General features: G+C 47.7%; 26 protein-coding genes and 1 riboswitch. Of the genes, 2 read left to right on the top strand and 24 right to left on the bottom strand.

The features are described from left to right. Window positions 1-130: 130 nt before the first annotated feature. Complete coding sequence (locus JOC37_RS02190; RefSeq protein WP_204615421.1) at window positions 131-1,516, bottom strand: phage-shock protein; 1,386 nt, start codon at window positions 1,514-1,516, stop codon at window positions 131-133. Between the two features lie 327 nt (window positions 1,517-1,843). Here JOC37_RS02190 and JOC37_RS02185 point away from each other — a divergent pair, with 327 nt between their 5' ends. After that, window positions 1,844-2,503 (top strand): GNAT family N-acetyltransferase, encoded by a 660-nt coding sequence (locus JOC37_RS02185; RefSeq protein ID WP_204615419.1) that lies wholly within the window; start codon window positions 1,844-1,846, stop codon window positions 2,501-2,503. A gap of 70 nt (window positions 2,504-2,573) precedes the next feature. Here the strand turns inward: JOC37_RS02185 and guaB are convergent, their stop codons facing one another. The 23 genes from guaB to mobA all read right to left on the bottom strand — a co-directional run bounded on the left by guaB (window position 2,574) and on the right by mobA (window position 23,390). Then, entirely contained in the window at window positions 2,574-4,028 is a 1,455-nt protein-coding gene (guaB, locus tag JOC37_RS02180) for an IMP dehydrogenase (protein WP_204615417.1), read from the bottom strand. A gap of 99 nt (window positions 4,029-4,127) precedes the next feature. Then, complete coding sequence (locus JOC37_RS02175; RefSeq protein ID WP_204615410.1) at window positions 4,128-4,523, bottom strand: FxsA family protein; 396 nt, start codon at window positions 4,521-4,523, stop codon at window positions 4,128-4,130. A gap of 46 nt (window positions 4,524-4,569) precedes the next feature. Then, entirely contained in the window at window positions 4,570-4,794 is a 225-nt protein-coding gene (locus JOC37_RS02170) for a helix-turn-helix domain-containing protein (RefSeq protein ID WP_204615408.1), read from the bottom strand. A 74-nt stretch (window positions 4,795-4,868) separates the two neighbouring features. After that, window positions 4,869-5,360: a sporulation membrane protein YtrI gene (locus JOC37_RS02165; RefSeq protein WP_204615406.1), complete on the bottom strand. Its 492-nt coding sequence runs from the start codon at window positions 5,358-5,360 to the stop codon at window positions 4,869-4,871. Further along, window positions 5,357-5,680, bottom strand: coding sequence for a YtrH family sporulation protein (locus JOC37_RS02160; protein WP_204615404.1), 324 nt, complete (start codon window positions 5,678-5,680; stop codon window positions 5,357-5,359). The genes JOC37_RS02165 and JOC37_RS02160 overlap by 4 nt, the downstream gene beginning before the upstream one ends. A gap of 124 nt (window positions 5,681-5,804) precedes the next feature. Next, the gene (locus tag JOC37_RS02155) at window positions 5,805-7,445 is read right to left on the bottom strand and encodes a hypothetical protein (RefSeq protein ID WP_204615402.1); all 1,641 of its coding nucleotides are present in this window, start codon (window positions 7,443-7,445) and stop codon (window positions 5,805-5,807) included. Between the two features lie 49 nt (window positions 7,446-7,494). Further along, on the bottom strand, window positions 7,495-8,064 hold the full coding sequence (locus JOC37_RS02150) for a prepilin-type N-terminal cleavage/methylation domain-containing protein (protein ID WP_204615400.1): 570 nt from the start codon (window positions 8,062-8,064) through the stop codon (window positions 7,495-7,497). 45 nt (window positions 8,065-8,109) lie between these two features. Then, window positions 8,110-9,615: a prepilin-type N-terminal cleavage/methylation domain-containing protein gene (locus JOC37_RS02145; RefSeq protein WP_204615398.1), complete on the bottom strand. Its 1,506-nt coding sequence runs from the start codon at window positions 9,613-9,615 to the stop codon at window positions 8,110-8,112. 191 nt (window positions 9,616-9,806) lie between these two features. Then, the gene (locus JOC37_RS02140; protein ID WP_204615393.1) at window positions 9,807-10,223 is read right to left on the bottom strand and encodes a competence type IV pilus major pilin ComGC; all 417 of its coding nucleotides are present in this window, start codon (window positions 10,221-10,223) and stop codon (window positions 9,807-9,809) included. A 77-nt stretch (window positions 10,224-10,300) separates the two neighbouring features. Then, window positions 10,301-11,371: a hypothetical protein gene (locus tag JOC37_RS02135; RefSeq protein ID WP_420797265.1), complete on the bottom strand. Its 1,071-nt coding sequence runs from the start codon at window positions 11,369-11,371 to the stop codon at window positions 10,301-10,303. Continuing rightward, window positions 11,371-11,949 carry a hypothetical protein gene (locus tag JOC37_RS02130; RefSeq protein ID WP_204615390.1) on the bottom strand — a complete coding sequence of 193 codons (579 nt, stop codon included), beginning with the start codon at window positions 11,947-11,949 and terminating at the stop codon, window positions 11,371-11,373. The genes JOC37_RS02135 and JOC37_RS02130 overlap by 1 nt, the downstream gene beginning before the upstream one ends. Window positions 11,950-12,092: 143 nt before the next feature. Beyond that, window positions 12,093-12,626 (bottom strand): type 4a pilus biogenesis protein PilO, encoded by a 534-nt coding sequence (pilO, locus tag JOC37_RS02125; protein ID WP_204615389.1) that lies wholly within the window; start codon window positions 12,624-12,626, stop codon window positions 12,093-12,095. 3 nt (window positions 12,627-12,629) lie between these two features. Then, entirely contained in the window at window positions 12,630-13,241 is a 612-nt protein-coding gene (locus JOC37_RS02120; protein ID WP_204615387.1) for a PilN domain-containing protein, read from the bottom strand. A 3-nt stretch (window positions 13,242-13,244) separates the two neighbouring features. Next, window positions 13,245-14,285: a type IV pilus biogenesis protein PilM gene (gene pilM, locus JOC37_RS02115; RefSeq protein WP_204615386.1), complete on the bottom strand. Its 1,041-nt coding sequence runs from the start codon at window positions 14,283-14,285 to the stop codon at window positions 13,245-13,247. Window positions 14,286-14,318: 33 nt separating this feature from the next. Beyond that, window positions 14,319-15,527, bottom strand: a complete 1,209-nt coding sequence (locus JOC37_RS02110; protein ID WP_204615384.1) for a type II secretion system F family protein — start codon at window positions 15,525-15,527, stop codon at window positions 14,319-14,321. Window positions 15,528-15,548: 21 nt separating this feature from the next. Then, window positions 15,549-16,628, bottom strand: coding sequence for a type IV pilus twitching motility protein PilT (locus JOC37_RS02105; protein WP_204615382.1), 1,080 nt, complete (start codon window positions 16,626-16,628; stop codon window positions 15,549-15,551). Beyond that, window positions 16,628-18,340 carry a GspE/PulE family protein gene (locus tag JOC37_RS02100; protein WP_338017321.1) on the bottom strand — a complete coding sequence of 571 codons (1,713 nt, stop codon included), beginning with the start codon at window positions 18,338-18,340 and terminating at the stop codon, window positions 16,628-16,630. Before JOC37_RS02100 ends, JOC37_RS02105 begins: the two co-directional genes overlap by 1 nt. A 66-nt stretch (window positions 18,341-18,406) precedes the next feature. Continuing rightward, a riboswitch (cyclic di-GMP riboswitch) is annotated at window positions 18,407-18,492 on the bottom strand. Between the two features lie 156 nt (window positions 18,493-18,648). Beyond that, window positions 18,649-19,731 carry a 3-dehydroquinate synthase gene (gene aroB, locus JOC37_RS02095; RefSeq protein WP_204615380.1) on the bottom strand — a complete coding sequence of 361 codons (1,083 nt, stop codon included), beginning with the start codon at window positions 19,729-19,731 and terminating at the stop codon, window positions 18,649-18,651. Next, window positions 19,728-20,246, bottom strand: coding sequence for a shikimate kinase (locus JOC37_RS02090; RefSeq protein WP_204615378.1), 519 nt, complete (start codon window positions 20,244-20,246; stop codon window positions 19,728-19,730). Before JOC37_RS02090 ends, aroB begins: the two co-directional genes overlap by 4 nt. Window positions 20,247-20,248: 2 nt before the next feature. Further along, on the bottom strand, window positions 20,249-21,406 hold the full coding sequence (gene aroC, locus JOC37_RS02085) for a chorismate synthase (RefSeq protein ID WP_204615376.1): 1,158 nt from the start codon (window positions 21,404-21,406) through the stop codon (window positions 20,249-20,251). Then, window positions 21,403-22,284, bottom strand: coding sequence for a shikimate dehydrogenase (locus JOC37_RS02080; protein ID WP_204615368.1), 882 nt, complete (start codon window positions 22,282-22,284; stop codon window positions 21,403-21,405). Before JOC37_RS02080 ends, aroC begins: the two co-directional genes overlap by 4 nt. A gap of 2 nt (window positions 22,285-22,286) precedes the next feature. After that, window positions 22,287-22,787, bottom strand: a complete 501-nt coding sequence (locus tag JOC37_RS02075) for a YqeG family HAD IIIA-type phosphatase (protein ID WP_238480699.1) — start codon at window positions 22,785-22,787, stop codon at window positions 22,287-22,289. A 12-nt stretch (window positions 22,788-22,799) separates the two neighbouring features. Further along, window positions 22,800-23,390 (bottom strand): molybdenum cofactor guanylyltransferase, encoded by a 591-nt coding sequence (gene mobA / locus JOC37_RS02070; protein ID WP_204615366.1) that lies wholly within the window; start codon window positions 23,388-23,390, stop codon window positions 22,800-22,802. Window positions 23,391-23,606: 216 nt separating this feature from the next. Here mobA and JOC37_RS02065 point away from each other — a divergent pair, with 216 nt between their 5' ends. Then, window positions 23,607-24,713: an iron-containing alcohol dehydrogenase family protein gene (locus JOC37_RS02065; RefSeq protein WP_204615364.1), complete on the top strand. Its 1,107-nt coding sequence runs from the start codon at window positions 23,607-23,609 to the stop codon at window positions 24,711-24,713. Window positions 24,714-24,765: the final 52 nt, after the last annotated feature.

Here is a 24,765-nt window from a genome sequence, read left to right as displayed (position 1 = left end):
CGGACACCCTTGCCTTAAGCTAACGTTTACTGCTACCTTCAACGTTCGGGACTTTCACCCTATAGACATTGCCCATGCCGGGCACACATAAAAAATGACCAAAGGAAACCTCCCCTGGTCATTCCGCAAATTAACATATTCCAAATAAACTGCACACCCTCAGCACAACTCGCACCGGCAGGGGGCGCAGCTTCATCTCCAGCCGCCGTTTTTCCTCCTGGGCCTGATCCAGTTCCTGCTGCAGCAGCCGGATGGATTTTTGCAGTTCTTCACTGGTTTCCAATGCCTCCTTCAAGTCATTAGACATGTTATTCAGGTCTTGGTACAAATGCCTTTCTTCCTGCTCGCTTTTCTCACGGGTACGCTCTAACTTTTGTTTTAACTCCACAATTTCCGTTTGCAATTCTGCGATCCGGGTGGTGTAATGCTCCTTTAACTCCGCTATTTTGGCTTTATTTACCCGATCCCGCTCCTTATACTGCTGCAGCTTAGAAAACATTGTTTCCAAACTGACTTGATTCTTTTGGTTATATTCCTTTAATTTTTTAAGTTCCCTGTCTCTTTCCTCGGTGCGCCGCACCCATAAGCGGCATTGATGCAGTATACTATTGGCCTTTCGCTCCAGTTTGGCCAGCTGCTCCCGATACCTTAATATTTCCTTTTTGCGCATGGATAGAAGCAAATCTTTTTCTGATAATTGTGTCGCCAAGTGATGGTACTGATCAACAATTGAAATCCGTTCCGCCATTGCTGCAGCGGCCTCTTTCTGAGCAGCAGATACCTCCTCCAGTTGTTTTTTTAAGTTGTTAATTTTTATATTCCAGCGTTCCCGGTCGTAATACCATTTCTGCTTCTGCCGGCGCAAAATGTCCAAATAACGTTTAACCATTTTATCATGCAGTATCTGCAGGCTTTGATTATAAGTATATAAGTCCTCTTCTATTTCTTCAAAGTAAGGAAATTTATGCAGTATTTGTTTAACGGCACCTGCAGAAGTATCCTTCCACTGCTGAACCACTTCCAGCACCTGCTGTACCGAAAGGCCATTAGGGTGCATTTTTAGGGCTTTAATTACTAAATGCTTAAGAGAATACTGCCCCGCTTCAAGATCCCACTCTGTCAACCCCCAATGGCCATTTTCCAACTGCACAAAACGGCCATCAACAACCAAAGCCGCTTCTTCAGCCAGCTTTTTAGTTATCTTAGCTTTTTTGGTTCTGGAATTTTTACTCACCTGGCGAATACTCATGGGTTCTTTCTTTTTTTGCAGCGTTTTATAGAAGTTTGCATTTTCTTTATTTCCATCTGTGTTAAGATACCACAAACCATAACTGTCTGTATAGAAACAGGGATTTTGATTCAAGCACAGCTGAACCTTTTCCTCCACTTGAGCCAGCGTGTAATCCCGCAGCATTTTTTGATGCACATAAGGCGCTATCTCCGGTATGGATAACCCATCAAAAAAGAATAAGGTTTTCTTCAACACATCTGTTAAAGAACTAAGCTTACCGCTCACCTTTCAACCATCACCTTCCTTAATAGTGTCATTCTGGATATACTTACAATTTTAACCTATTATTTATATTCACTATAAAAGGAAATATCCCTGCGTAGTCAAATTATTTTTTTTCCAGTTTTTTACAACACAATTTTACATATCCCCCAACCATGGAATAACATGCCGCAGTAAATGTTAGTTATTGAAATTTAGCTAAAAATTAGCAACAGTGTTGTAATTGAACTAACAATTAGAATATAATGTAAGAAGAACTCCAGAATGAGTACCGGGTGTTTTTAAACAGTGAAGTTAAAGTGAACTCTTGAAAAGGTGATGGGTTTGAATATGGCTTTTTATGATCCCAACGAAAAAAACATTGATCAAAAAAAAATCCATATTGCTAAAGGCTTAATATTTACTCCCGAAGAAGATGTAATACACCTGGAAGGGCCGGTAACAGGAGAATACATATCCCGGTTATCAATGCATGAAGGGTTAAACAATTTTCGTCCAGCTAAAAATCAGCAGGAAGCTTTAATTACCATTACCAACTTGCCCAACGGCAGGGTATTTATTGCCCGCCATGAAAAAGAAATCATCGGTTACATAACCTTCCATCACCCAGACGAATACAGCCGTTGGCACAAACACCCCTGGGTTTTAGAATTAGGTGCCATTGAAGTTACAAAACAGTGGCGCAAATACCGGGTGGCTTACCACCTGATGCAGGAAGCCTTTAGCCACAGCTTTATAGAGGATTTTATAATTATTACAATAGAATACTGCTGGCACTGGGACCTGCGGGGCAGTGAGCTGACCATGTGGGATTATCAAAAAATGTTAACCAAGCTCTTTGGCAGTGTGGGGTTTAAAAAACGTGCCACCGATGACCCGGATATTTTGGAACACCCGGCCAATGTGTTAATGGTCAGGCACGGTAAAAACGTTCCCAAAGAAGCCATTCAGCGTTTTGAAGAGCTTACCTTTAAAAGCAAATATTTATAAAAAACAAACAGCCTTGAGATACTAAATGGGAATATCTCAAGGCTGTTTCCGTTTTCCTTTCCTCCAGCTGTTACAAACTGTAGTTGGGGGCCTCTTTAGTTATGCTTACCGTATGGGGATGGCTTTCACGCAGCGACGCGCTGGTGATGCGTATAAACTGTGTTTTGGTTTGCAGTTCGTGAATGTCCTTACAACCGCAGTACCCCATACCGGCTCTCAAACCACCGATTAACTGGAATACTGTGTCTGACAATGCTCCTTTATACGGTACACGCCCTTCAACACCTTCCGGAACCAGCTTTAATGCTTTGTCCTGGAAGTACCTGTCTTTACTGCCCTTCTTCATTGCTCCCAGGGAACCCATGCCGCGGTATACTTTATAACTTCTGCCCTGGTATATTTCTATTTCCCCGGGACTTTCCTCCGTACCGGCCAGCAGGCTTCCCAGCATAACCACATCTGCACCGGCAGCAATGGCCTTGGTAATATCTCCGGAATATTTTATTCCACCGTCGGCAATGATGGGAATATTATGCTTTTTAGCCTCTTGAGCGCACTCGTAAATGGCAGTTATTTGAGGTACGCCCACCCCTGCTACCACACGGGTGGTACAAATTGACCCCGGTCCGATACCCACTTTTACAGCACTGACACCCGCCTCAATTAACGCTCTGGTGGCTTCTGCAGTGGCCACGTTTCCGGCTATCACTTCTAAATCGGGGTATTTTTGCTTTATGTATTTAACCGTTTCAATTACAGCTTTGGAATGCCCGTGGGCGGTATCTACCACCACAATATCAACCTTAGCATTTACCAATGCTTCCACCCTGTCGGGAGTTTCGGATGAAACACTTACCGCTGCTGCCACCACTAACCTACCACGCTTATCTTTGGCCGACAGGGGAAACTGTTTGGCCTTTTCAATGTCTTTAATAGTAAATAGGCCTTTAAGCATGTAGTTTTCGTCTACAATGGGCAGCTTTTCAACCTTGTGCTTTCTTAATATTTCTTTGGCCTGTTCCAATGTGGTTCCCACCGGTGCAGTAACCAGGTTTTCACTGGTCATATAATTACGTATTGGCTGGTCATAGTCTTTAATAAAGCGCAGGTCACGGTTAGTGATAATACCAACCAATTTGCCATTTTCAGTAATGGGTACCCCAGATATACGGTAGCGAGCCATTAAATTCTCTGCTTCGTTAATAGAGTCGTCAGGGGATAGAAAAATGGGATCCCATATCACCCCATGTTCAGACCGTTTAACCCGGTCAACTTCCAAAGCCTGTTCTTCAATGGTCATATTTTTGTGAATTACTCCAATACCGCCATTCCGGGCCATAGCTATAGCCATGGTGGATTCTGTAACTGTATCCATGGCAGCACTCATTAACGGTATATTCAGTTTTACCTTTTTAGTAAGGTAGGTTGATGTATCAACATCTCGAGGCAGCACCTCTGAAGCAGCGGGAATTAGTAATACGTCATCGAATGTTAATCCTTCTTTGACAAATTTCTCGGGATACAACTTTTTCTCTCCCTTCCTAAGTAAATTTAATAATTACGTATTATAACACAAATGTTATACATGTAAAAGTTAATAAATGGTTAAATTTATGTAAACATGCTACCAGCGATGTATATGCCAGTGCCTGGAATACAGCAATTTATTCACCAGCCAGGGAGTAATAATTTTACTTATTGCCAGGCGGGATGGCGGAAACAGCAGCAGCAGCCCCACCATATCAGTTATTAATCCGGGGGTAATTAACAGCAGGCCTCCGGCAAATACATAAAGCCCGTCCATAAGGGATTGGGCCGGGGGTATTCCGTGGGCCAGATCCTGTTTGATACGCTGCACCACATAAAATCCCTGGGAGCGCACCATGGCAAATCCCAGTAAGCCCATCACTACTAACAGGGCCAATGTGGGCCAAAATCCTATATAATCTCCAACACGAATTAAAATCATTAATTCCACAAAGGGAATAAATATAAACAAAAACAATAATTTGGCTAACATCGGCAATCCCCCTATTAATGGAAAGAGGGCCGGGCGGCCCCCTGTATTAGTCCTGTCCCATGGTGGAACCTATACCGTATCTCATAAAATGATTTCTGAGATGGGCAATTGTTTTTTCACTCACTCCAAATTCTTGGGCTATTTCTGCGTCCGTGCGGTCATTTTTCAGCCCGTCAATAAACCGGTCAAAATCTACCCCTACTTCTTCGGTTTTGGTAACCAAACTTGGTTCTGTGGTCCAGGGAACTCGAGAACGAATATACTCTTCCACCGCCAACACTCCTTTAAATATGATTTACAAATTATAAATATATTTTGTCCAAAGTGCTGGCAGTTATGTTTAAGTTATTTATTTTGCTTTAACAATTTGGCGGTGGCATAAACATGCAGTTCATTGGTTATTATTATTATATCAACTTTTAAAACATATCTTCTACCTTCACTTTCAAATTCCCTGCCATCTATTACCCGGGGTATTAAACTATAATCTACATTTTTAATTTCCTGCCCCTTTAGCGGCAGTAATAACTGCTTTATTTTTTTTTGCCCATTTAATTTAACGCTGATAGCCTCAAAACTGGGTAAATTATCCTTTTCTTCTGCTTCCAGCCGCACATTTGGTTTTATATCGGTAATTTCTTTTCTTTGTTCTTGTTTTTCCAGCCGTTTTCTCAACTCTTCCACATCATTGCGGGCAGTCTTTAGTTCTTCTTCCAAAGTGCGATTTTTAGCGGTCAATTCTTCAAACTGCCTGCTGATATACAGGTTCATACCGGAACTGCCTAAAATTATACCCATTAACACCGCAGCTAATAATCTTATCATCAACCGGTTCAATTTTTGCCCCCCGCCAAGTACAGTATTAAAAAGTAACCCACCTGTGCTCCGGCAAAACCGCTGATTACATACAAAAATTGTTTTAAAACGGCCCGGATTTCGCCTGCAAAAATTCCGGATTCCAGCACTTCAATGGCAGTGAAGGTGCCGCCTATGGCTGCCACAATGGCCCAAATTTTTATTTCACCGGCCAGTCTAACCATGGTGGTGGCAGGCGGCTGGCGTACAAAAACGGCGGAGGCAGAGCCTATTATTGACGCTCCCAATACAACCCCCAGGGCGGTAAAAAAAATGATGACCATTTTTTGTTCAAAGGTCATCCAATCCCCTCCCACTAACCTTTTATACCATGTTATTAAAACAGGGATTTTTTATGCCGGAAACTTCCCTGAAAAATATTACGGTAAATAAATAAAGGAGTACAGCTTTAACGCACTCCTTTATCTACGGCGGGGCAACTTCCTGCCAAGAAATACTCCTCCAGCCGGAATTGGCCGGGTCGGTAAAATGGGGAGGACTGTCAAATTTCATCCGGGGGTCGTGTGAATAAACTTTTTTATATCCCGTACCACCTATTAACCCCGTGCTGCCCACAAAACCCCGGTATTTTTGGGTAATTGACCCCACCAGAGTAATCGTTCCCTTTCTTTTACCCATTTCAGCATATTGAAAACCATAGGAAGAATGGGGAACATACAAAGCGGCATGAATGGTAATGTTATAGGGGGCCACGTCAATTGGTATCCAGCGGGATCCCCAATAAAAGGGATCTTTTTGAGCAGGCCAGTTATAATGCAGTATCCGTATCTTAAAGCCCGCCACCAATCCCAGCATATCTACACCGTTATAGCCGGCGTCCACATGAACCCTTGTGCGCAACCAACCGGAATCATCCATAACCTGGGTAAAACTTGTTTTTTCATAGGTAACCCCTTCTGTACGCTCAAGGCTGCTGTATCTCGGGTTCCGCCAGTCAGTGGGGTTGTACCCGGTGATAAATAAATCATTTGCCGCCACAACGGTCAGCTGCCCCTGTAATTTTCCGGAAATAAAAACATTGCCGTACTCCGGCCGCCAGCAATAAGTAAATGGATGATTATCCGCGTGCCGCTGATCGTATGTTTCACCATCAACATAAATAACTCCATTTTCCGGCAGATCTAAAGAAGGACAGGCGGCAGCAAAATCGGAAAAATTATTATAACTTTCATTAGTCAGTTCGTTTATATATTTACCCGCTTTATACCGGTACGGTACGCCGTTATACTTCCATTGACCGGAATCTCTATCATAGGTGCGAACATCATATTTATCCCCCCTTAACATAATACAGGTGCGGCCGTTATAATAATGACCGCCGGGGCTTGTGGCCCAGGCCTTTAAATCACTGTTGCCGGGCGGAAAGGTTAAGGGGTCGGCCTGCGCGGCTCCCTGCTTAAAAATATTTTTATTGTCTTTATCCGCACCATCTATTCCCCCGGTATAGGTAACCGGGCCGTAAAAGGTAGGGCGGCCTGAAATATAAAGAATGTCATTGCTGTGCAGCGGACCGTAAAATTTCTCTCCGCTAACCCAATACAAGCGCTCGCCATATTCATTTATTTCATTATTGGTAACCATGCCGTACTGGGTAAACTTACGCTTTTGCACCTTAACTTTAATGGTGCGCCTGTCGGCCGGGCTGCTCTTTGTCCAGCCGGTGGAAATAATGGTTAAAAAGGGTTCTGTTTCGGCAGAATCCTCAATATATTGAGGTGGTTCAATAATTAATTGATAAAAGCCATCTTCATATGCAGTGGGCTGGTATTTCCTGGGGTATCCGTTGGGATAAAATTCCACCGGCACCAGCCCCGTTCCGGTACCTGTTTGATAAAAGGTAGAATCTTTATTCAAATGCCATAGATATTTATGCACTCCCGCTTCGGCATAGTAAATGGCATCCCGGGCACCGGCACTGCGTTTAATCATATTTGTTTCACTGTTTACCACAAATACCGCCGAAAAGCCCAGCACGGTAACAATGGCAATTATCACCACCACAATGGGCAGAACTATTCCCTTTTCATTATTAAAAAAGTTCTTCATAGTTACCCTCCCGATAACTACGCTTCAGCAAAGTTCACATAATGCAGCGTCATTCCTCTCCCCCCCTGCTGCGGGATATAAAAACCGTACTGATTTCCAGCGGTTTATTCAAGGGAGTGGGCGCACCGCTTACCTTTAAATTAATGCTCACCCGGCGGCAATCTTCAAAATTTGGCACAGGGGAAACTTGAAAAATACCGGTGTTATCTACCCCGCTTACCACTGTCTGCCAGGTGCCCAGTTCTTCCGAAAGTTCAGCACTCCTGCGCTGCAGCTTTCCATGGGCAATACGATATTGAATCCGTTCCCAGTTATTTGTAAATTTATTTACACGGTATATATCTATCCCGTTCCCATTAACCGCAACAGCTTCTGTACTGTCATTTGGCCTTTGGGCAGAGTTTATTTCCGCCCCGATGGTTGTTAAAAATAAATTTACTTCCTGCAGCACCTGATTTTCTAACCGGGCGTGATTAAAACTGCTGTGGGCAAAGAAAAAGATATTGTATATTCCGGCCAGGGCCAGGCCCATTAAAGCCAGGGCCATCATCAGCTCAACCAAAGAAAAACCTTTCTCGCTGGAAAAAAGAGATTTTATTATCTCTATCTTTCTTTTCACCACATTAACCACCCTTTTAAAATATGGGGAATTATGCTCTGTAAACTATTCAGTTACATTAAAGGGATCCACCGTTGTGCCGGGAGCTTTAAACTTACCATCCCAATCATGCTCCCTTTCACGGTAAATAGCTATGTCATCAATATACCAGCCGGGAAACTGTATACTGCCATCAGACTGAAACCGAAACCGCACCTTGAAATTTTTTACGGCATAGGAGGAATCCAAAGTAATCTCTTTCTCCGCCCATTTTAAATCCACATCTCCGGATTCTTTATATACGGTAACCCAGTCATTTTCATCTCCGCCGTTTTTATTTACATCCACATACACATAGTCATACCCTTCTTCCGTCTGCAGCCACTGCCACCAGCTCAATTTAAAATCTGCACCCGCAAAGCCCCTTAGGTCTATTTCCGGCGATACCAGGCAGCTTCTTTCCCCGGGTTTATAATTACCGTTAAGATTAGTGGCCCAAACACCGGAGCCGGTATGCGCACCACGGGGACCAGTGGTGGGCTCTCCAAATTCCCACGAAGGGTTACCCCCCCACCCAATCTCTTTTTCAACGGTATAGCTGCCGGGGCCATCAAAATTCTGAACATAGGCCTCATCAATAATTGTCAATTTATAAGTACCCTCTGCCCCGTCACCCACCGGCCATAAATTTTCAACTTTATTATTCCCTTCCTGCACTTCCTGGGTAATGTCGCCGCCGTAGGGCTGCTTCAATATCATCCTGCCGGTGCTGTCAGAATAAAATTCCAGCGCGCAGGGCCGCTCAACTTCAAAAACGGCGGTTGAAGTTGTGCCTTTGGCCACCGCTACACTCTGTCCGCCAGCCATGTCCGGGCGGACTATCATTCCCAGGGGAGGGGTCACTTTAACTGTTACTGTACCGTAATCACTGCCGGATAAATTTATATCATAGATACTTTCCCCGTTTGCACCGGTAAACTGGCTGCGCGGTGCTCCCGGACCGGTCAGCAGGGTAGTGCGCACCCCTTCCACCGGTACGGTAACGCCCGGGGTATCCACCCACCCGCGGTTTACCCGCACTTTGAGGACAGGTATAATGGATTCTCCCTCTTCCTTTGCCGCCAGGGAATTAAAATCAGCATACTGCGTCACTTTCCCATTAAAGACACCGGGAGCAGAAACAGTAACCCGTATTCCCTTGTAATCAAAAGGAACGACATCACCGTCACCGGTGCCGTCACTGGGGTCATCCTTCCACACAATTTCCGTATTAATGGTGTACTCAATGCCGCCGATGGTTCTGGTTTCGGTGGAGGGAAAAATTCCCACCGGAGTACCCCCAACTTCTCCAATTTGAGTAATGTAATCCGCTTGTCTTATTTCTTCCATTCTGCCGGCCGCCAGTTCCATGGCCACCAAACGGGCCCTGTTGGCCTGGGTGGACCGGGCCACAAAGGAAAACAGGGGCACCAATGCCAGCGCCACGATAAGCAGTATTGTAAGGGAAATTAAAACTTCTATTAAAGTAAAACCCCGGCGGCTTTTATTCCTATAATCAAACATCTGCAGCATTTGGGAGCTCCCCTTTACCGATTAACTAAAAAGTGAAAACTGCCGTAATGACACCATCAGAGAATGAAAAGCAGGCGGACTCAGCAGGATACCATTTTTCAGGGTAGCATTAAAGGGAGTACTTATACAAAAATACTCCCCTTAACATTAAAATACCCGGCACTTAGCTGTTATTACCGTTGTTACCACTGTTATGGACTGCTGCTGCCTGAACCCGGGAACTGGCCGCCATCATTGGCGTAATACCCGTGGTTGCACTGTGTACCGCCGCTGCCTGGTGGTTTAACACCAGTTACTTTGCCCTTATCATTAATTGTATAACCACTTTTACTTAAGGGACACTTAGGTTCCTCCTGTAAGTACCCCTCATTTACCAGTGCCTCAACGTCACTGGGCCATGTATTTTTCTCAGCATAATACTGCATGGCGGCACCTTCTATTATCCGCTGGTTGGCATGGCAGGCCTTCTTTTCGGCCGAACTTGTCGACTTATTGAACAGCGGCACTGCAATACCCACCAGGATACCGATTATCGCCACCACCACCATCAGTTCCACAAGAGTGAAACCCCGGCGGTTTTTTAAACTGCGGCAAATTCTGTCAAACATTGTTTCACCTCCTTTCATCAGCTGTCTTAACAAAAAACTTTTCCTGTTAATGTTATATGTTAGTTAACTAATTTAATTTAGTTCAAATCCATCTCATCCACCAAGTTTTTAAGCAGTTGAGATTTATCCGGCGTTTCTTCCACCCAAAGCACATAGAGGGGATTATCTCTGCTGCCCAGATTTCTGGAAATGTGCAAGCTGCCCACCGGCACGCCGCTCAACTCACTAAGCAGGTGGCGGGTGGCATTGAGCCTTTGATGGGCGTTCTCCCCCCGTTCCGTCAGCAGCGGAACCCGGGTCTTTTTCACCGGCATGTCGATGGCATCCAGGGCACTCATCACCTGGCCTTCAATATCCTTAGGGCAGAGTACCAGTAATTCTCTGCCAAATTTATCCCCCTCACCGATTATCGCCTTTACATTATCCCCAAAGCCGAACTGTTTTAATTTTTCTGCCGCCTCACCGGCCGCCGTGTATTCCAGGGTGTAGAAAAACCGGGATTGTTTTTCTTCAAAAGGTTCCTTTTCTATATCCACCGCAGAAATAAGTTCCCTCACTTTATCCAGCGCCTGTGCCGTGCCCTGCACCCAAATGGCGTGGGGGTTGTCATCTTTAATGATGGTTTTAACCCCCTTAATCCCCAGTTTATTAATCATATTCTGAATTTCGTCACTTTCTATATACCGGGTGTCAAACCTGGTTAAAGCCATGTGGTTGAAGAAATTCTGCTGCAGTTTATCCGCTGGGCCGATGATAATAACACTGCCGCTCTGCAGGTAGGAAAGACCGCTGCTTTGAATAATCAATTCCATGGCCCGCCGGGGGGATACATTTTCCACCTTAAATGTAACTTTCACCGGTTTGCTGTCCAGCAGCACAATGTTTGCCCCCATTTTAATGGCCAGGGCGGACAGCACATCCTGCAGGTAGGCTTCCCGTACGTTCAGGGTAATTGTATTCCCCGTTTCGGCAAAAACTGTATCTAGTAACGAAGGGGCGTTAGCAGCCCTTTCCGCCTGCCCTGCTGGCGCCCTATCAATTCCCACCGTTAAAGCCAGTATTCCTGCCAGCAGTACTGCCGTAATAAGCGTTCCCGGGGATGCTTTTATAATATGCCTGAAAAAACCAACGGTGCTGCCTGTAACCATCACTTCTCATCCCCCGTTTCTTTTACATCTTTTTTATCCGGCTTTATTTTTTCCAATTTCATTTTTCCGCCCAGTTCCAGGTATATTTTTTCACCCGGGGAACTCAAAATTACCGTACTGTTTCTCACTTCCTGCACCGTTAAATTACCTGCTATTTGGGTTCCCTCACCGGCCACAAAGGATTTGCTGCCCACCCTGATAATAGCTATGTTCTTTCCCCTGCCGCCGGTAACGACCCCCTGCAGTTCCATTGTTCCGGCAAAGGGATCTCTTGCCCTGGAGAAGTCTTCAATTTCTCTTTGGGTTTCCGGTAAATATGTATAGCTATTTTCCTCTTTATTAATTTCCCCATTAATTTCCCCATTTTGGATCAGCGCCAGTGTATCCTCACTTTGGCCGGCAGCATCACTCCAAAAACCCGGTTTTACCTGTACCAGAAAAATTACTCCGGCCAAAACCGCTGCCAGGACACCGGCTGCAGCGGTTTTTATTTTATTTTTCTTAATGTATTTAACTATGTCGCTAAATTTGATTTCTTTGGTCAGTATATCTTTAATTTTCTGCTTTTCATTAATCACGGCCACCCCTCCCTTTGCCGGTTAACCGTTATTAATTACCATAGCTATCCTGCCAAGCCGGTGGTTTTTGCAGTACACCGAAAAAATGCTCGTTCCTGCCAATAGATGGGGTTTTTCACCCTTTTTTAACCAGGAAACGGTACTTACTGTCCGCCCGCATAGAAGGCACTGCCGGAAATATCAACTCTAACCACCGGCAGTTCTTCCCTGCCTTTGCCGATCTTCACTTCATCTATGCGCACCAGGCGCGGGCCATCCTGCAGGTACTGCAGCAGATTCAGCAGCTGGTGATATTCTCCCTCCAGCACCATTTTAAAGGGCATCTCCACATAACCCTGTTTAGGTACATACTTTTGAAAACGAATTTGAATAAAATGTACATTAGACCTGTAAGCATAGTTCTTTATGTCATTAATCAGTTCCGCCTCGTTAGGTTCCGGCGGCAGCAGCCGGTTACAGCGCTTTAACTGCTGGTTTAAATCCTGGGCCCGCTTTTTAACCGTTGTCAGCTGCTGTAAACGACGCTGAACATCCACAATGGCTGCCCGCTCTTTGGCAGCGGCCTCCCGGGCTGCATTTAAAGCCCCCAGCTGGTTATACACCAAAAATAATACCAGGGCCAGTAAAACAGCACCCAAGATTATAATCCAAAAACCAGACCTTTTTTCCCGTACCATCCCTTATTCTCCCGCCCTTTTCGCTGTATCCTGCCGGTTTCTGCCGGGCAGCAGTTCAGCTTTGATTTCATACTGGACCAGTGCCTGCCGGTCAGCATTTTCCTGGGAAGAAAACTGGCAGCGAACATTTTTCAACCCCGGCACCCGGCCCAGTTCTTCCAGCCAGCGGGCCACTGAAACGTGATCCAGGGTAAAACCCTTCAGTACAATTTCACCCTGGGATAACCGGCCGGAATTTTTATCCGCTTTATAACTGGCATTTAAATCGGTGAGCCAAACATAGGGGGGAATGTGCAGGCCGATATCATACAGCAGCTGTACCCAGTGGGGATGCCCAGCCTCGGCCCGGCTTATCAACCGGTCTGCCTTCTCTGCCCGGGCCTGCAGCTGAGCATACGGTTCATAGGTTTGAACCCTTTTCTCCCAGGCCTCTCTCTCTGCCCGCAGCTTTACAACCTCGGCCCTGGCCTGGAAAGTGGCGGTGAGCAGTATGCTGTAGACAGTGAGAAGAAATACTAAAGCAGCACCACCGGCTGCCAGCAGCAGCCGCTGCCGGCGTATTTTTTTCTGCCGGGCTTTTAACTCTGGAGGTAATAAATTAATTCTAATTTCCATTGCTTAGGGTTCCCCCAATCCCCGCAGGGCCAAACCAACACTGACAGCAAAGTCCGGCCCCTCTTTTTCTATGTCTGTCCCTGGGACCCCGGTTATTTTTTTCAGTTTGGCTGACGGCTGGATCACTTCCACCGGCACATCCAACTCCCGCTGCAAAAGCCCGGGCAGTCCTTTCACCCGGGTACCGCTGCCGCTTAAATATATATAATCCACCGAACCGCTTTTAGTCTGGGTCAAATAATAGCTGATGGATACCCTAATCTCACCGGCCAAGGCAATTCCCCACTCCGCCGGAATACCGCCGCTGCCGATATCCTCTTTTCCTTCCGCCGCAGCGGCTGCACCGGGCAGTGTAAAAAATTCCGCAAGCCGAACATTATTTTTCTCAGCGTAAGATTGCACAGAACGGGACAGCACCCGGGAAAAGCGCGGCACACCATTATCAACCAGCAGCAGGGTGCTCAAACCGTTGGCAATGTCCACCAAAACCACCGTGCCGGTAAGTTTTTCTTCCGGTAAAACACGCATCAGGGCCAGGGGAGAAGCATCGATAATTTCCGGGTTTAAACCGCCAAGTTTTAAAGCATTAATACTTTTGTCCAGTATATCCCGCCGGGCGGCCACCAGCAGCACTTCCATTTCCGGACCGTTCTCGCCATCCCACCGGCCCACCACCGAAAAGTCCAATACCATTTCAGAAATGGGAATGGGAAAATATTCTTCGGCCTGAAAGCGCATAGCCTGGGCCAGCTTTTCTTCCGGAATGCTGGGAAGTGCGGCCATTCGCATCAATACGCCCTGGTTGGAAATACCCAGCACCACATCACGTTTTCTAATACCCGCTTTTACCCACAGCTTTTCCAAAGCACCGGCCACCGCGCTGCCGTCAGCCACCACCCCTTCAACCACCGCTTCTTCCGGGATTTCTATCTGTTCCACCGCCGCAAGGACGGCATTTTGGGGCGTACCCTTCAGCTGAACAACCCGGATAACACCGGTGTCCAGCTCCAGACCCACAGCGGTGGATGATTTAAATAACCCCATTACAGCTTATCACTTCCTTGCGAGGTCTTTTGACTACCCCCCAACGGAGGTAACGACATTGAATATCGGTAAGTAAATGGAAATCACAATGCCGCCAATTACAAGGCCAATAAAGATAATTAAAATTGGTTCTATTAACGCCGTGAGCCCTTTAGTCATGGTGGCCACTTCTTCTTCGTAAAAGTCCGCCACCTGGGCCAGCAGTGTGGAAAGTTCCCCCGTTTCCTCTCCCACCGCCACCATGTTGGTAAGCATGGGTGGGAAAAAACCGCTTCTTTCCAAGGGCCGTACTATACTCTGCCCTTCCTGAATACCCGCACCGGCATCCTTTACCAGTTGACTGACCTGCCTGCTGCCGGATGCCGGGCCGGCCGTTTCCAGCGCCTGCAGTACGGGAATACCACCGCTTAAAAGAGTGGCCAGGATGCGGGAAAAACGGGCTATGGCAGCTTTTTTAAACAGGTCGCCCAATACCGGCAGTTTAAACTTAATTTTTTCCCATCTCTCCCGGCCGCTTTCACTGGCCGCATACACCCGCAGGCCCAGTACAGCCAGCAGCAGCCCCAGTAAGTAGAAATACCAAAAACTTCTCAACGACCGGCTCAAATCAAGGATAATTTCCGTTACCAGCGGCAGTTTGGTACCCTGGGGGAAAAAGCTGCTAAAAACGGGAACAATGAAAAACATCAGCGCTAAAATCACCCCGGTGGCAAAAACTAAAACAACCGCCGGGTAAAAGGTTGCCGAGCGAATGCTGTCCCGTAAACTTTTCTCCCGCTCCAGCTGTTCTGAAAGACGCCTTAAAATCTCATCCAATGCCCCGCCCATCTCACCGGCCTTGACCATATCCACATACAAGGAAGAAAAAATATTCGAGTAGGGGCGCAGCGCTTCGGAAAAACTCAATCCCCCTTCCACGCCGCGGGCAATTTCAGCCACAGCTTCGGCCAGTGTAGGGTTTTTGGCCTGTTCACTGAGAGTAAAAAGGCTTCGCGTCAGCGGTATTCCCGCCCGGAGCATGGCCGCCAGCTGGCGGGTGAAAAAACACAGGTCACCGATACTTACTTTTTTACGCCAACTAAACGCTTTTTTAAAGGAAGATTCCTTAACTTCCGCAACATCCAGAACGATGTAACCCATTTTTTGCAGCCGCGCAGCGGCTGACCACTGGTGCTCGGCTTCTAACTTACCTGTCAGCTCACTTCCTGTCCGGTCCATCACTTGGTAAGCGTACAAGGGCAAGATAATCTTCCTCACTTCCGGTTAAAATTGACATCTGCGCAGCGAGCGCTCCAATTCGGCCTGGTCAACACAGCGCATTAGGGCCATTTCCTTGGTAATCAATCCTTTTAAACACAGTTCGGCCAGGGCTTGATCCAGCGTCTGCATGCCCACATTGCGCCCGGTCTGCATTACTGTGTACAACTGGTGTTCCTTACCTTCCCGGATGATATTTCTTACAGCAGGGGTGCTGAGCAGCAGCTCAACGGCAGCAGTCCTGCCCCTGCCGTCAGCCCTGGGAATTAACTGCTGGGCAATGACAGCCTGCAGCGAATCAGCAAGCTGCTGGCGAATTTGGTCCCGCATTCCCTCCGGAAACACGTCTATTATTCTGTGCACCGCCAGGGAAGCGGTTTGGGTATGTAAGGTAGAAAAGACAAGGTGTCCGGTTTCCGCAGCGGTAAGGGCGATACTAATGCTTTCTATATCCCTCATTTCCCCGATCAGTATTACATCCGGGTCATGGCGCAGCACGTGCCGCAGGGCATTGGCAAATGAATGGGTATCGGTACCCACTTCCCGCTGTTTGATGATCGATTTTTTATGCCGGTGCAGGTACTCTATGGGATTTTCTATGGTTACTATATTCAATCTGCGCTGCTCGTTAATTTGTTCAATAAGGGCCGCCAAAGTGGTGGACTTACCGCTGCCGGTGGGACCGGTGACCAGCACCAATCCCCGGGGTAAATTACTCAGCTTTCCCACCGCCCTGGGCAGGCCCAGGTCGGCCAGTTTGGGAATGCTCATGGCCACCGTTCGGAAGTTTACAGCCAGTGTACCTCTCTGCCACATAATATTGCCCCTAAAACGGCTGACACCGGAAATGGAGTATGAGAAGTCCAGCTCCAGTTCCTTTTCCAGCTGCTCCCGCTGGTGGGGCTGGAGTACAGGATAGATTAAATCCTCTATGTCCTGGGGGGTTAAACGGGGCAAATCCATTGGCACCAGCTCACCATAAACCCGCACCACCGGGGGTAAACCGGTGGTCAGGTGCAGGTCAGAGCCATCCATTTTAACGGTTCGAATAAGAATTTCGTTTAAATCAGGCACTCTTTGTCCCATCACAATACCACCCTCATCACTTCTTCCAGCGAAGTAATGCCCTGCTTTACCTTTTCTAAACCGTCCTGGCGCAGCGTAACCATTCCCTCGGCCACAGCAGCTTTTTTAATTTCTTTAGACGATTTGCGCTCTAAAATCAGACGCTGTATATTTTCCGTTACCATTAGCAATTCATAAATACCGGTGCGCCCGCGATACCCGGTGTAGCTGCAGCGCATACAGCCGCCCGGGCGGTAAATCTTCACCGGCTCTTTCCCGCTGCTTAAAGGAAAATCCGGTATGTTCTGCAGCTGGTCCCTGGTTAATTCATAAGGTTTCTTGCAGTTGGGGCAGAGAACCCGGGCCAACCGCTGGGCCAGCACACAAACCAGTGACGAAGCCGTTAGAAAAGGTTCAATTCCCATTTCTGTCAGTCGGGTAATTGTTCCTGCGGCATCATTGGTATGCAGGGTGGAAAAAACCAGGTGGCCGGTCATAGCCGATTCAACGGCTATCTTTGCCGTTTCCCGGTCCCTAATTTCCCCCACCATGATGATGTCCGGGTCGTTGCGCAGTATTGAACGCAGTCCGGAGGCAAAGGTAAGCCCTGCCTTGGGGTTAATTTGAACCTGGTTTATTTCATCAATCCGGTATTCCACCGGATCTTCCACAGTGATAATATTTTTTTCCGTCTTATCTAAAGCAGACAGACTGGCATATAAAGTGGTGCTTTTCCCGCTGCCTGTGGGACCGGTAACCAGTATAAAACCGTAGGGAAGATTGATCGCCTGGCGGTATTTATCCAGCACCTGGGGGGCAACGCCCAGTTCCTCCAGGGTAATTATCTTATTGGCACGATCCAGCAGACGCAGCGTTAATCGCTCACCGTAACTTGTGGGCAGTGACGCCACCCGGATATCAATGGTTCTTCCTTCCATTTTCAGTGTTGTCCGGCCGTCCTGGGGAATTCTCCGATCTGCTATGTCCATGTTGGCCATCACTTTTATCCGCGAAACCAGCGGGGCATGCATGCGCCGCGGGGGCTGCATCATGTCGTGCAGCACACCGTCAATTCTAAAGCGCACCCGGCAGTAATTTTCATAGGGCTCAATATGCACGTCACTGGCCCGGGCGGCCACCGCCTGGGAGATAATCATGTTGGCCAGCTGCACCGCCGGGCTTTCTTCTGACTCCTGCCGGCCGGGAAAAATATCATTTTCCGGAGCAGGTTCATCTTCCGCAGCCGGTTCATCACCGGCCTGTTCAAAATCTAATTTGCCCAGGCTGTATTTTTCTATGGCCGCCTCCAATTCACTGTCAGTGGCAAAAACCGCCGTTATATCATATCCGGTAAGAATACGCAGATCATCAATGGCCATAATATCGGTGGGCTGCTGCATGGCCACAATCAGCCTGCCGTCATCACTAAAGGCAATGGGCAGCGCCTTATATCGTTTAATAATCTCCGGTGAAAGGAGAGCCATGGCAGCGGTGTCCACCGGATAGTTTTCCAGCGACACAAAGGGAACCCCGGCCCGTTTTGCTATCACCCTGGCAATATCTTCTTCAGAGCAGTAGCCCATTTGTACCAGAGTTTTGCCCAGCAATCCTCTGTTGTTTTTATTCACTGCCTGGTTATTTAATGCTTCTTCCAGCTGGGCTTCGGTAACCACACCTTCTTTAACTAACCAGGTACCGAGAAAATTTTTTTTGTAATTAATTTTCATATTCATTTACCCTACTCCCGCGAAAAAAAAATCCAAAACGCTAAAATTATACTTAGGTTTTGGATTTATTCCTAAGGCAACCGGCTGCCATAGGTGATACCACCCTTAGGCCCGCGGCTTTGCGTCCTTACCTTTCGGTAAGTTTGCCTTTTAAGCTATTTAGTTCAGTACGCAGTATTAGCAGTATTATAATAATATACGCTTACTCAAGCCATATTATACATATTAACCATATTTTAGGCAAGATTTTTATTGTTATTTGTATCAAAAATTGTATCAAATAACCATCTTTTAAAATAATGGAACGCCAAATATTAACATTCTACAGCCGCCAAAATAACTTCTTCCGGAACGTCTTTTTTAATTACCGCCTCACCGATGTTTGAAATTAAAGCAAAGGTCAGCGTGTCATCTAACACTTTTTTATCTTTGTACATGGAGGCCATTAACTCCGCCGGGGATAAATCGCCCGGTAATTGGGTGGGAAGGCCGGTTCTGGCAATTAAAGTTTCTATTCTTTGTACCACATCCCGGTTAATTAACCCCAACTCTTTTGCTATCCTGGCTTCGGCCACCATGCCCATGGCCACCGCCTCACCGTGCCGGTAGGTACCGTAGCCGGATAAAGTTTCTACACCATGGCCCACCGTGTGGCCGTAGTTTAATACTGCCCGTACTCCCTGTTCGGTTTCATCTTCTTCCACCACCCGGGCTTTAATTTGACAGGAGGTTTCTATAATACGATTTAGAGCCGCTTCCTCTAAAGCCAGCACCCGGTCAATATTTTCCTCCAACCAGTTAAAAAAGCGCTCATCCCTGATCACCGCTGCTTTAATTACTTCTGCCAGCCCCGACAGCACATCCCTTTTATCCAGGGTGCTTAATGTTTTGGTATCGGTAAGCACAAGCTGGGGTTGATAAAATGCCCCGATAATGTTTTTTCCCCGGGGGTGGTTTACCGCCACCTTGCCCCCTACACTGCTGTCCACCTGGGCCAGTAAAGTGGTGGGAACCTGTATAAAGGGTACGCCGCGCATGTAAGTGGCGGCTGCAAACCCGGCTAAATCCCCCACTACCCCACCGCCCAGGGCAATGACCGGGCTTTTACGATCCAGCCCGGCGTTAAACATAACATCATACAGGACCCCGGCCTGTTCCAAAGATTTAGCCTCTTCACCCTCCGGCACTTCCGCCACTGTAACTTTAAACCCGGCCTGCTGGAGGGATCGCTGTACCGTTTTACCGTACAGGCTCATCACTGTGGGATTGGTGGCCAGCAGTACCTTGCTTCCTAATTTTAACGGTTGTAAAAATGCACCAATTTGCGGCAGCAGATCAGCTCCAATTATGATGTGATAGCTTTTGCCGCTCAAATTTACCGGCAGAACGGTTTTCAACCAATATACTTCCTTTCCTTTAAATACTTAATTATTTGATTCACCGCTTCATCCACAGCATACTTCCCCGTATCCACGGCCAGTTCGGCCACGTCGTAGGCACCGGCCCGCTCCTTTAACAGTTCAATGATGCGCTGTTTCAGATCCCCCCTGTTTAACAACGGGCGGTGGCGCCTGCCTTTAACCCGGTTGTAAATTACCTCCGGTGATGCGTATAGGTGAATCAAAATACCATCGGCCTTTAAAAGTTCTACATTTTCCCGGTTCAGCACCATGCCTCCCCCGGTGGAAATAACCATATTTTTTTTTCCTGCCAGCCTTTTTAAAAGCAGTGTTTCTTCCGATCTAAAGCGGATGGAACCGTCTTTGGCAAATATTTGAGCCACTGTTTTACCGGTTAAACGCTCAATCTCGGTATCGGTATCCACGTGTTTTAAGCCCAACCGGGAAGCCAGTTTCCGGCCCACCACACTTTTGCCGCAGCCCATAAAACCAATTAAAACAATATTGTCCATGGCTACACCTGCCTTACATACTGGCGATGCTGCTGTACCGCATTGACCAGTTCCTGCAAATTGTCGCCAGGAAATTTTTCCAACACCGCCGCCGCCAGTTCCCAGGCCACCACCGCTTCACCCACCACGGCAGCTGCCGGCACGGCACAAACATCTGACCGCTCCACCGAAGCCTCAAAGGGTTCCTTGGTATGCAGATCAACACTTCTCAGCGGTTTATATAATGTGGGAATTGGTTTCATGGCTGCCCGCACCACCACCGCCCGGCCGTTGGTCATGCCCCCCTCGATGCCGCCGGCCCCGTTAGTTTGGCGGTAAAAGCCTTCATGGGGATGATAAAATATTTCATCATGCACTTCACTGCCGGGCATCGCTGCCGCACGGAAGCCGGCCCCGATCTCCACACCTTTAATAGCCTGAATACTCATCAACGCCCCGGCCAACCGGCCGTCCAATTTGCGATCATAGTGAACATAACTGCCCAGCCCCACCGGAAGGTTATAGGCATGAATTTCAAAAATACCGCCCAGTGAATCCCCCTGCTGCCTGCAGCGATCAATTTCTTCAATCATTCTTCTTTCGGCCCCGGGGTCAGGACACAGCAGCTGGGAACGGCTTAAACTGTCCCGTAACTCTGTAAAGCTGTATTCTTTTTCTTCTACGGCCACAGAACCGATTTGTTTTACAAAACCAATTATTTTTATACCCAGCTCTTCTAATAAAAGCCGGGCAGCACTGCCCACCGCCACCCGGGCAGCGGTTTCCCGGGCACTGGCCCGCTCCAGCACGTTTCTGATATCACGGTGCCGGTACTTTATAGCCCCGGTTAAGTCGGCATGACCGGGGCGGGGGCGGGTAACCACTCGCTTTGATACATCCGCTCCGGGAGCGGGGGACATAATGTCAGACCAATTGGCATAATCCTTGTTTTCTATCAGCATGGTCACCGGGCTGCCCAGGGTTAATCCCCCCCGCACACCGGAGAGAAACCGCACCCTGTCCTTTTCTATTTTCATTCTGCCCCCCCGGCCGTACCCTCCCTGGCGCCTGGCCAAATGCTGGTTTACATATTCCTCGGTTAACGGCAATCCTGCCGGCAGCCCCTCCACAATAGCTGTCAGGGCGGGGCCGTGGGATTCACCGGCAGTTAAAAATCTCACCCTTTTCTACCTCCTAACTGATTATTTAAAGCCCGCTTCATAACTTCCACCGGGGCAGCGGTTTTGGTCCACAGTTCAAAGGCCAGCACCCCTTGGTAAAGCAGCATGCCCAAACCGCTGACCACGGTAACCCCCCTGGCACCGGCCAGTTTTAGAAATTTAGTTTCCACGGGATTATATATCAAATCGCAAACCACCTGGTGGGAATTAAAAACTTCCTCCGGTATGGGAAGGCACTGGTTTGTTTCGGGGTACATGCCCACATTGGTGGCCTGCACCACCAGATCCGCCGCGGCAGCAGCATCAGCAGCTTGATCCCGCTGCTCCCAGGTCAGTACCCGGCTGACAGCACCCATTTGGGCCAGGGTTTGGGCCAAACCTTCCCCCCGGTTAACGGTACGGTTGATGATTACAATTTCTGCTGCTCCTTCCAAAGCCAACTGCACCGCCACCGCTTTGGCCGCACCGCCGGCTCCCAATATGACCGCTTTCTTAGCTTTAGGAATAAAGCCGGCTTCTTCCCGCAGCGCCCTGGTAAAACCCCGGCCGTCGGTGTTGTAACCGGTTAATTTCCCATTATTATTCAATATTACATTTACTGCCCCAATGGTTTTGGCAGCGGGGGTTAATTCATCCAGGTAAGGCAGCACCGCCTCTTTATGAGGAACGGTCACGTTTACCCCGGCCAGGTTAAGGCAGCGCACCGCTTCCACCGCCCGGGGCAGGTGCCCGGGTTCCACTCTAAACGGTACATAGGCCCAGTTTAAATTTAAAGCCCGGAACGCGGCATTGTGCATAGCCGGTGAAAAGGAGTGTTCCACCGGATAACCGAAAAGACCGCAAAGAGTTGTTCTGCCATCAATTTGCAATTGCTTCACCTCTATTGTATTAACCGGTGCTTAATGCGCCGCAGCACCAGTTTCTCCAGTTGACGGTTTATACGGGTACCGATAAATTCACGCTTACTGATGGGTACCACCAGAATGGTGTACAGCCCCAGCCTTTTAGCCCCCAACACATCGGTAAATACCTGGTCACCCACCATTGCTGTTTCTTCCGGCTTTACCTGCAGCATGCGCAAAGCCCGGCGAAAGGCTTTGCGGCGGGGTTTGGAAGCCTTGTGAATGCCCGGTATTTCCAGCAGGTTACATAGTTTTGTCACCCGCTGCCGGTTGTTGTTGCTGACAATACAGGTTTTAAAACCTTCTTTATGCAGTTCTTTAAACCAGGCCAAAGTTTCTTCTGTCAGCTCGCTGCTGTTCCAGGGAACCAGCGTGTTATCCAGGTCAAAGATAAGGGCTTTAATACCTGCTTTTTTTAACTTTTGGATATCTATATTCTTTATACTGCCAACATACATGTCCGGGTGCAAAAAACGCAAGATTACTGCCTCCTAATCATTGTGCATTAGTTTTTTAGCCGCGGCCAGTTCTTTGGGGGTGTTGACGTTGTAAAACACCCGCTCAACATCTGCCACCCGGCTAATTTCATCTTCATTTACATATTTTACCTTCAATGCAGAAAAAAAGTCAATTACACGCAGTTTTTCTTTTCTAAAACACCATTCAATGGGGGGAAGGCAGGCCTTGGTATACACCGCAAACAGGGGTTCAAAGTAACCTTCCACCACCGGGATAACCACATCATAATCACGGGCGGCATTAATAAGATAACGGGCTAATTCAGCCTCAATGAAAGGCATGTCGCAGGCCACCACCAGCAGGGTATGATTTTTAGCGTTAACCAGGGCAGAGTGAATGCCGGAAAGGGGACCGCGGCCGGGATAAATATCCTGGGCCAGGCGAACATTCAAGTGACTGTACTCAGCGGGATTGTTGGTGATAATAAGGATATCTTCACTGACCCGCCGCAGTTCATGCAGAGCGTGATCAATTATCCGGCAGCTCTGCACCTCTAAAAATGCCTTGTTTGTACCCATCCGGGAATTTTTGCCCCCCGCCAGTATGGCCGCTGAAGCCTTCATTAATATTACCCTCCATAACAATCCATTTTTCACTAATTCTTTTTTCATTTTTCATTATGCAATATCCTGCAGGAAAAAATTATTTCTTAATACCATCAAACAACTATCTTTTTAATGGTATGCCAGCAAAATTCATCTTTTCTGATTAACAGAAGGAAATCAGGAAATGTGGTAAAATAAACCTGGATGTAAATTTATTATTGGGAGGTCGTTAGTTTGCAATTTAATTTTCGCTGTCCAACCCGGATATTTTTTGATGAACAGTGCGTGCAAAAATACAGTTCGCAGCTGTCTGCCCTGGGCAGAAAGGCCCTGGTGGTAACCGGCAGAACTTCATCCAAAAGAAACGGCTCCTTAAGGGATATGATAGCCGCTTTTTCTCAAGAAGGTATTCAATACAACGTTTTTGATGAAGTGGAGGAAAACCCCAGCTTAAAAACAGTATACCGGGCTGCCAATATGGCCAGGAAGCTGGAAGCAGAATTTATCGTCGGCATCGGCGGGGGCAGCCCCATGGATGCCGCCAAGGCAGTGGCCGTTCTGGCCACAAATAACATCAGCGAACAGGATTTAATGGACAAAAAATGGACCGCAGACCCGCTGCCCATTGTAGCGGTGCCCACCACAGCCGGCACCGGCAGTGAGGTAACCCCTTATTCCATACTGACGGTGGATTGGGCGGAAACTAAAAAATCCATTGCCGGTGAAAAACTCTTTCCCGCCGTTGCTTTTATGGACGCCCGCTACACCAGGAACCTGCCCTGGAATATCACAATCAATACTGCGGTGGATGCCCTTTCCCACAGTGTGGAGGGGTTTGTAAACAACCGGGCCACGGTGTTTTCAGATTTGCTGGCCCTGGAAAGCATTTCCATTATCGGGCGGCTGTTGAAAACCATGACTGAAGACGATATTACCCTCAGCCAGCGGGAAGAGCTTCTTTATGCCTCCATGCTGGGCGGCATTGTAATTGCCCAAACTGCCACCGGCGTGATCCATGCCCTGGGTTACCCGCTGACCTACTTTAAGGGTTTACCCCACGGTCTGGCCAATGGTGTAGTAATGAAGGCCAGTTTGGAATTTCTGGCCCAGAGCAGCCCGGACAGGGTGGAACAGGTAGTAAAATCCATGGGCTGTAAGGATTTAGAGGAGTTCGGAAACCTGCTTAAAAAGGTACTGTCCCCTGTGGACATCAAACTCACAACCCGGGAGCAGGATTTGTATGTGGCTAAAACGCTGCAGGCCAAAAACATAGCCAACTGCCCTAAAAAGCCGGAAGAAAAGGATATTTATGAAATTCTAAAAAACAGCAGCCTGGTTTAAGCTGTTTCATTAAGGAAGTTAGATTCCGGTATTTATATTCTTTCACGTTTTA

It is taken from the genome of Desulforadius tongensis (genome assembly GCF_016907915.1).
In the GTDB taxonomy this organism is placed as follows: Bacteria; Bacillota; Desulfotomaculia; order Desulfotomaculales; family Desulfohalotomaculaceae; genus Desulforadius; species Desulforadius tongensis.
This window is presented reverse-complemented; position numbering and strand designations above follow the sequence as displayed.

Bases quoted from the DNA above. Each gene is read 5' to 3' on its own strand.
- pilM (WP_204615386.1), bottom strand. From the start codon at position 14,285: ATGGGGTTATTTAAATCATCCACCGCTGTGGGTCTGGAGCTGGACACC.
- JOC37_RS02155 (WP_204615402.1), bottom strand. From the start codon at position 7,445: ATGAAGAACTTTTTTAATAATGAAAAGGGAATAGTTCTGCCCATTGTG.
- JOC37_RS02175 (WP_204615410.1), bottom strand. From the start codon at position 4,523: ATGTTAGCCAAATTATTGTTTTTGTTTATATTTATTCCCTTTGTGGAA.
- JOC37_RS02105 (WP_204615382.1), bottom strand. From the start codon at position 16,628: ATGGGACAAAGAGTGCCTGATTTAAACGAAATTCTTATTCGAACCGTT.
- mobA (WP_204615366.1), bottom strand. From the start codon at position 23,390: ATGAAGGCTTCAGCGGCCATACTGGCGGGGGGCAAAAATTCCCGGATG.
- JOC37_RS02160 (WP_204615404.1), bottom strand. From the start codon at position 5,680: ATGACCTTTGAACAAAAAATGGTCATCATTTTTTTTACCGCCCTGGGG.
- JOC37_RS02135 (WP_420797265.1), bottom strand. From the start codon at position 11,371: ATGGTTACAGGCAGCACCGTTGGTTTTTTCAGGCATATTATAAAAGCA.
- JOC37_RS02090 (WP_204615378.1), bottom strand. From the start codon at position 20,246: ATGGACAATATTGTTTTAATTGGTTTTATGGGCTGCGGCAAAAGTGTG.
- JOC37_RS02185 (WP_204615419.1), top strand. From the start codon at position 1,844: ATGGCTTTTTATGATCCCAACGAAAAAAACATTGATCAAAAAAAAATC.
- JOC37_RS02100 (WP_338017321.1), bottom strand. From the start codon at position 18,340: ATGAATATGAAAATTAATTACAAAAAAAATTTTCTCGGTACCTGGTTA.
- pilO (WP_204615389.1), bottom strand. From the start codon at position 12,626: ATGGTACGGGAAAAAAGGTCTGGTTTTTGGATTATAATCTTGGGTGCT.
- JOC37_RS02140 (WP_204615393.1), bottom strand. From the start codon at position 10,223: ATGTTTGACAGAATTTGCCGCAGTTTAAAAAACCGCCGGGGTTTCACT.
- JOC37_RS02145 (WP_204615398.1), bottom strand. From the start codon at position 9,615: ATGCTGCAGATGTTTGATTATAGGAATAAAAGCCGCCGGGGTTTTACT.
- JOC37_RS02120 (WP_204615387.1), bottom strand. From the start codon at position 13,241: ATGGAAATTAGAATTAATTTATTACCTCCAGAGTTAAAAGCCCGGCAG.